The organism is Methylobacterium sp. WL116, from assembly GCF_008039455.1.
Taxonomy (GTDB): Bacteria; Pseudomonadota; Alphaproteobacteria; order Rhizobiales; family Beijerinckiaceae; genus Methylobacterium.
In genome coordinates this window covers 1-6,821 of record NZ_VRUV01000239.1, presented here as the reverse complement: position 1 = coordinate 6,821, position 6,821 = coordinate 1, and the positions used below count along the sequence as shown (strand labels likewise).

6 protein-coding genes are annotated in these 6,821 nt (G+C 70.8%); 2 read left to right on the top strand and 4 right to left on the bottom strand.

All coding sequences use genetic code 11. The features are described 5' to 3' along the window. Positions 1 to 253 precede the first annotated feature (253 nt). Both adh and FV223_RS16660 read left to right on the top strand, forming a co-directional pair. Positions 254 to 1,777, top strand: coding sequence for an aldehyde dehydrogenase (gene adh / locus FV223_RS16665; RefSeq protein WP_147728082.1), 1,524 nt, complete (start codon positions 254 to 256; stop codon positions 1,775 to 1,777). Positions 1,778 to 1,983: 206 nt separating this feature from the next. Beyond that, positions 1,984 to 2,406, top strand: coding sequence for a DUF779 domain-containing protein (locus FV223_RS16660; protein WP_147728081.1), 423 nt, complete (start codon positions 1,984 to 1,986; stop codon positions 2,404 to 2,406). A gap of 24 nt (positions 2,407 to 2,430) precedes the next feature. Here the strand turns inward: FV223_RS16660 and FV223_RS16655 are convergent, their stop codons facing one another. The 4 genes from FV223_RS16655 to FV223_RS16640 form a co-directional block, all read right to left on the bottom strand. Then, on the bottom strand, positions 2,431 to 3,432 hold the full coding sequence (locus FV223_RS16655) for a tetratricopeptide repeat protein (RefSeq protein ID WP_147728080.1): 1,002 nt from the start codon (positions 3,430 to 3,432) through the stop codon (positions 2,431 to 2,433). 32 nt (positions 3,433 to 3,464) lie between these two features. Next, positions 3,465 to 4,115 (bottom strand): thiamine phosphate synthase, encoded by a 651-nt coding sequence (locus FV223_RS16650; RefSeq protein WP_147728079.1) that lies wholly within the window; start codon positions 4,113 to 4,115, stop codon positions 3,465 to 3,467. Between the two features lie 282 nt (positions 4,116 to 4,397). Further along, positions 4,398 to 5,468, bottom strand: a complete 1,071-nt coding sequence (gene fba / locus FV223_RS16645; RefSeq protein ID WP_147728078.1) for a class II fructose-bisphosphate aldolase — start codon at positions 5,466 to 5,468, stop codon at positions 4,398 to 4,400. A gap of 98 nt (positions 5,469 to 5,566) precedes the next feature. Next, complete coding sequence (locus FV223_RS16640; protein WP_147728077.1) at positions 5,567 to 6,769, bottom strand: phosphoglycerate kinase; 1,203 nt, start codon at positions 6,767 to 6,769, stop codon at positions 5,567 to 5,569. Positions 6,770 to 6,821 lie beyond the last annotated feature (52 nt).

The following is a 6,821-nucleotide window of genomic DNA, read 5'->3' as shown; positions in this document are numbered from 1 at the left end:
CGCCGGAAGAGCGCTCCGCCTCCGCCAGGAAGGCGGCCGCCACCCGCAAGGCGAATCGCGGCGGCTGACCCCTGCTGCCGGCGGCGGTCGCCAAACGGCGGCGATCCGGCTACCCTCCGACGAGCGCTCGCGGACCTGGTTGGCCAAAAGTCCAACTTGCCAAGGCCTCCCAACTGGCTTTGGCTGCGATCGGCCAGCGAGAAGCCGAAAAAGGCCGGCACGCCATGCCGGAACCGCACGGAGGAACAGCACCATGAACAAGCCGGAATTCCTGGCCGACGCCAAGACCAAGTCGCCGTTCTCGGCCCGCTACGACAACTTCATCGGCGGGCAGTGGGTCGCGCCGGCGAACGGCCGCTACTTCGAGAACACCTCGCCGATCACCGGCCGGGTCATCTGCGAGGTCGCCCGCTCGGACGCGCAGGACGTGGAGAAGGCGCTCGACGCCGCCCACGCCGCCAAGGACGCCTGGGGCCGCACCTCGGCCGGCGCGCGAGCCCGAATCCTCAACAAGATCGCCGACCGGATGGAGGAGAACCTCGACCTGATCGCGCTGGCCGAGACCTGGGACAACGGCAAGCCGATCCGCGAGACGGTGAACGCCGACATCCCGCTCGCCATCGACCACTTCCGCTACTTCGCCGGCTGCATCCGCGCCCAGGAAGGCGGCATCTCCGAGATCGACCACGACACGGTCGCCTACCACTTCCACGAGCCGCTGGGCGTCGTCGGCCAGATCATCCCGTGGAACTTCCCGATCCTGATGGCGGTGTGGAAGGTCGCCCCGGCGCTCGCCGCCGGCAACTGCATCGTGCTGAAGCCGGCCGAGCAGACCCCGGCCTCGATCCTCGTGGTGCTGGAGCTGATCGCCGACCTGCTGCCGCCGGGCACGCTCAACGTCATCAACGGCTTCGGCCTGGAATGCGGCAAGCCGCTCGCCTCCTCGCCCCGCATCGCCAAGATCGCCTTCACCGGCGAGACGACGACGGGCCGGTTGATCATGCAGTACGCCTCGCAGAACCTGATCCCGGTGACGCTGGAGCTCGGCGGCAAGTCGCCGAACATCTTCTTCGCGGACGTGGCCAACGAGGACGACGACTTCTTCGACAAGGCGCTCGAAGGCTTCACCATGTTCGCCCTCAACCAGGGCGAGGTCTGCACCTGCCCGAGCCGCGCGCTCGTGCACGAGTCGATCTACGACCGGTTCATGGAGCGCGCGGTCAAGCGCGTCGAGGCGATCACCCAGGGCTCGCCCCTCGATCCCACGACGATGATCGGCGCGCAGGCCTCGTCCGAGCAGATGGAGAAGATCCTCTCCTACATCGACATCGGCCGGCAGGAGGGCGCGCAGGTGCTCACCGGCGGCGCGCGCAACGTGAAGGACGGCGATCTGGCCGACGGCTTCTACGTGCAGCCGACGGTGCTCCAGGGCCACAACAAGATGCGGATCTTCCAGGAGGAGATCTTCGGGCCGGTGCTCTCGGTGACGACCTTCAAGGACGACGCCGACGCGCTCGCCATCGCCAACGACACGCTCTACGGCCTCGGCGCCGGCGTGTGGACCCGCGACGGCACCCGCGCCTACCGCTTCGGCCGCTCGATCCAGGCCGGCCGCGTCTGGACCAACTGCTACCACGCCTACCCGGCCCACGCGGCCTTCGGCGGCTACAAGCAGTCCGGCATCGGCCGCGAGAACCATCGCATGATGCTCGACCACTACCAGCAGACCAAGAACATGCTGGTGAGCTACTCGGCCAAGAAGCTCGGCTTCTTTTAGGCCTGCGAGAAACCGCCCCGGCCGCCAAGGCCGGGGCTTCGGTCTCGACCGCAAGACGACGTCGCCCGAGACGACCTTGCCCCGGCCCGCAACGGCCGGGGCTTTTTGCCGGTGCCGATCGCCGCCCGGCGCGGGCCCCCTGCATTTCGGCGCGGCGCGATCCACATAGGATCGAGCCGGGCGATCACGGCGAACGGGAGCGACGCATGACGGAGACCGCGACGACCGAGACCACCGCCGAGCAGGCCGGCGTCGACGGCACGCCGTTGCGGGTCACCGCGACGCCCGCCGCCCTCGAGCTGATCGCGGAGCTGCGGGCCGAGCACGGCCCGGTGATGTTCCATCAGTCGGGCGGGTGCTGCGACGGCTCCTCCCCGATGTGCTACGGCGTCGGCGACTTCATCACCGGCGACGGCGACGTCCATCTCGGGCAGGTCGGCGGCGCGGACTTCTACATCAGCCGCCCGCAATTCGCGGTCTGGAAGCACACCCACATCATGCTCGACGTGGTGCCCGGGCGCGGCGGCATGTTCTCCCTCGAGAACGGCCGCGAGAAGCGCTTCCACATCCGCTCGCGCCTGTTCACCGCAGCCGAGAACGCGGCCCTCGACAGCGTCTGCAAGCTCTGAGCGCCGCCGCCGGTCCGCGCGGGCTCAGCGCGCCTCGGACCGGTCGCCGGCCAGCCTTTCGGCGCGGGTGCGCTCGTCGGCGGTGAGCCCGGCGAGCGCCTGGTCGAGCCAGGCATCCGACAGCCCCTGTCCGGCCGCCGTGAGGTTCCAGGCCGCGGCCTCGACCGGGTTTTTCGGCACGCCGCGCCCGGTGGCGTAGAGCCGTGCGACGCGGTTCTGGGCGATGGCGTTGCCGCGGGCGGCCGCGTGCAGGAAGTAGCGGGCGGCGCGTCCCTCGTCCTTCGGCAAGCCCTTGCCGTTGAACAGCAGAATCGCGAACTCGACCTCCCCGGCGAGGTCGCCGTTGTCGGCCGCCCGCCGGAACAGCTCGGCCGCCTTGGTCGCGTCCTGCGGCACGCCGCGGCCCTGCAGGTAGAGCACCCCGAGATCGTGCTGGGCCGGGCCGATCTCGCCGTCGGCGGCCTTGCGGAACATCGTCGCCGCCCGCGCCAGGTCGGCCTCGCTGCCGCTGCCGAGCAGCAGCAGCGCGAAGTTGTAGGCCGCGGTCGGCGAGCCGTGCTCGGCCGCCTGCTCCAGCCAGCGCCGGCCGGCCTTCGGGTCCTTGGGCACGCCGCGCCCGTCGAGGGACATCAGCCCGAGCGAGGACATCGCCCCGGGCTCGCCCTGCGCCGCGGCGAGGCGGTACCAGTCGGCGGCCTTCACCGGATCCGGCTTGATGCCGAGGCCCTGGTTGTACAACTCGCCGAGCAGCGTCATCGCCGCCGCGTCCTTGCGGTCGGCCTCGATCCGCTTCGTCGCCTCCCGGAACGCGGTCACGTACTGCCCGCGCTGATAGGCGCCGTAGGCGAAGTCCGGCGTGCGGTCGGTCGGCGGCGGGCGGGCGCCGCCGGAATAGCCGATGGTGTAGGGGGTCGGCAGCTCGCGCATCGGCGGCTTCACCGGATCGGTGCCGGGCGTCTTGGCCGGCTCGACCGTGCCGGGGGACGCGACGGCGGGGCCGCTGGTGGAGACGGCCCCCCCGGCCATGAGCAACGCGAATCCAAGGGCGCGGAGTCGCCTCACGAGGCGACCTCCGACAGCGACGTCTGCAGCGTCGCGATGCGTGCGGGATCGTCCATCCACAGGCCGCTCTCCAGCCCGACGAACTCGGCGCCGGTGGCCGCGAGCCCGGCGATCTCGGTCTCGGCGCAGGCGACGCCGATGCATGGGGTCTCGAAGATCTCGGCCCACCACGCGGTGCGCTCGCGCACCGCCTCGGGTTCGGCGGCGACGCCGTCCGGGTAGAGGCCGCCGAACATCAGGTAGTCGATGCCCGCCTCGCCCGCATCCATCGCCGCGTGCCGGGTCTCGATCCCGCCCACGCCGAGGATCCGGCCGTCCCGCAGGCGCCCGCGCAGCTCTTGCAGCGTGCCGTCCTCGGGCTTGTCGACGTGGATGCCGTCGGCGCCGCCGCGGGCCGAGACGCTGACGAGGTCGCCCGGGAAGCCCGCCGCGGCGACGACCAGGGCCGCCCCAGCCGCCTGCACGGCGGGGGCGACGCGCTTGACCAGGGCGATCAGGCTGCGCTCGTCGGACGGCGCCAGCCGCAGGATCACCGCGGCCACGTCGCCGGCGCCGCAGGCGCGCTCGAGCGCGGGCAGCAGCGCGTCGACATGCTCGGGCCCGACGCGATGCGGCGTCAGCAGGGTGAGGCGGGGTGCGTCGGTCATGCGCCCTGATACCGCCGCGCAGCGCGTCGGGGAAGCGGAGAGGGACGTTTCAGGGGCTGCGAAGGCGATCGATCCCGCCGTCCTGCGCAGACCTTGTCAGGCCCGCTCGTCATTCCGGGGCTGCGCGAAAGAGCTTGGAATTCGGAACCACAGGGCGCGATCGGTTCGGCTCCGTCGGCGGATCCGGATTCCGGGTTCGCCCTTCGGCGCCCCGGAATGACGGGTATGGGGCGATCGGGTGGAGGTGAACCCTCCGATCGCCTGGAACGAAGACGGGTCGCCTCAGTTCGCGTTGATCTTCGGGTCGAGCGAGCCGTTGGCGTAGCGCTTGGCCATGGCCGAGACCGAGATCGGGCGGATCTTCGAGCCCTGGCCGGCGGTGCCGAACTCCTCGAAGCGCTGCTTGCACAGCTTGGTCATCGCCTCCATGGCGGGCTTGAGGTACTTGCGCGGATCGAACTCGGACGGATTCTCGGCCAGCACCTTCCGGATCTGGCCGGTCAGCGCCATGCGGTTGTCGGTGTCGATGTTGATCTTGCGCACGCCGTGCTTGATCCCGCGCTGGATCTCGGCGACCGGCACGCCCCAGGTCGGCTTCATCTGGCCGCCGTACCGGTTGATGATGTCCTGCAGCTCCTGCGGCACCGAGGACGAGCCGTGCATCACGAGGTGGGTCGTCGGCAGGCGGCGGTGGATCTCCTCGATGACGTTCATCGCGAGCACGTCGCCGTCGGGCTGGCGGGTGAACTTGTAGGCGCCGTGGCTGGTGCCCATCGCGACCGCGAGCGCGTCGACCTTCGTGGCGGCGACGAACTTCACCGCCTCGTCCGGGTCGGTGAGGAGCTGGTCGTGGCTGAGCACCCCTTCCGCGCCGTGGCCGTCCTCGGCCTCGCCCTCGCCGCTCTCGAGGGAGCCGAGCACGCCGAGCTCGCCCTCCACCGAGACGCCGGCCCAGTGCGCCATCTCCGACACCTTGTGGGTGATGCCGACGTTGTAGGCGTAGTCGGCCGGGGTCTTGCCGTCGGCCTTGAGCGACCCGTCCATCATCACCGAGGTGAAGCCGTACTGGATCGCGGTGGCGCAGGTGGCCTCGTCGCTGCCGTGGTCGAGATGCATGCAGACGGGGATGTGCGGGTAGATCTCGACGAGCCCGTCGATGAGCTTGGCCAGGACGATGTCGTTGGCGTAGGCGCGGGCGCCCTTGCTCGCCTGCAGGATCACCGGGGAATCGGTGGCGTCGGCGGCCGCCATGATGGCGAGCCCCTGCTCCATGTTGTTCATGTTGAAGGCCGGCACGCCGTAGCCGTACTCGGCGGCGTGATCGAGAAGCTGCCTCAACGTGATCCGCGCCATCGTCCGTGCTCCGTCTAAGCTCTGTTCGGGTCTGTGGGGGAAGAACGCCGTCACGGCACGCCTGGATCGCGTGGGGCGGCGCGAAATCGTTTCGCGGCTCAGTCCTTGGCGCGCAGCGCCTCGACGCCGGGCAGGGTCTTGCCCTCCAGCCATTCGAGGAAGGCGCCGCCGGCGGTCGAGATGTAGGAGAACCGCTCCGACACGCCGGCATGGTTCAGGGCGGCCACGGTATCGCCGCCGCCGGCGACCGAGACCAGCTTGCCGGCCGTGGTGCGCTCGGCCGCGTGCCGCGCCGCGGCGACCGTGGCGGCATCGAACGGCGTCATCTCGAAGGCGCCGAGCGGGCCGTTCCAGACCAGAGTCGCGGCTTCGTCGATCGCCGCGTCGATCTCGGCGACCGATCTCGGGCCGGCGTCGAGGATCATGCCGCCCTGGGGCACCGCGTCGACGGGCACCGTCTCGTTGGCGGCATTCGCCTTGAACTCGGAGGCGACGACCGCGTCGACCGGCAGGATGATCCGGCATTTCGCGGACTCGGCCGCGGCCAGAATGCGCAGGGCGGTCTCGGCGAGGTCCTTCTCGCACAGCGACTTGCCGACCGCCTTGCCCTGCGCGTGCAGGAAGGTGTTGGCCATGCCGCCGCCGATCACCAGCATGTCGACCTTGGTGACGAGGTTCTCCAGCAGGTCGATCTTCGACGAGACCTTGGCGCCCCCGACGAGCGCGATCACCGGGCGCTTGGGCGCCTCGAGCCCCTTGGTCAGGGCATCGAGCTCGGCCTGCATCAGGCGTCCGGCATAGGCCGGCAGGCGGTGGGCGAGGCCTTCCGTCGAGGCGTGCGCCCGGTGGGCGGCCGAGAACGCCTCGTTGACGTAGACGTCGCCGTTCGTCGCGAGCGCGTCGGCGAAGGCCGCGTCGTTCTTCTCCTCGCCGGCGTGGTAGCGGGTGTTCTCCAGCAGCAGCACGTCGCCGTCCCGCATCGCGGCGACGGCGGTCGCGGCGGCCTCGCCGACGCAATCCTCGGCGAAGGCCACCGGGCTTCCGAGCTTGTCCGACAGGGTGGCGACGACGGGCCAGAGCGAGTCCTTGGCCTCGCGCTTGCCCTTCGGCCGGCCAAAATGGGCGAGCAGCACGACCTTGCCGCCCTGGCCCGCGATCTCGCGGATCGTCGGCACCACGCGCTCGATCCGGGTCGCATCGGTGACGCGGCCGGCCTCCATCGGGACGTTGAGGTCGACGCGGAGCAGGACGCGCTTGCCGGCGAGCGGGCCGGCATCGTCGAGGGTGCGGAAGGCGGTCATGCGGTCGGGCTCCGGTCGGCTTTCGGTCAGCGCGCGGGCGAAGGGGCGGGGG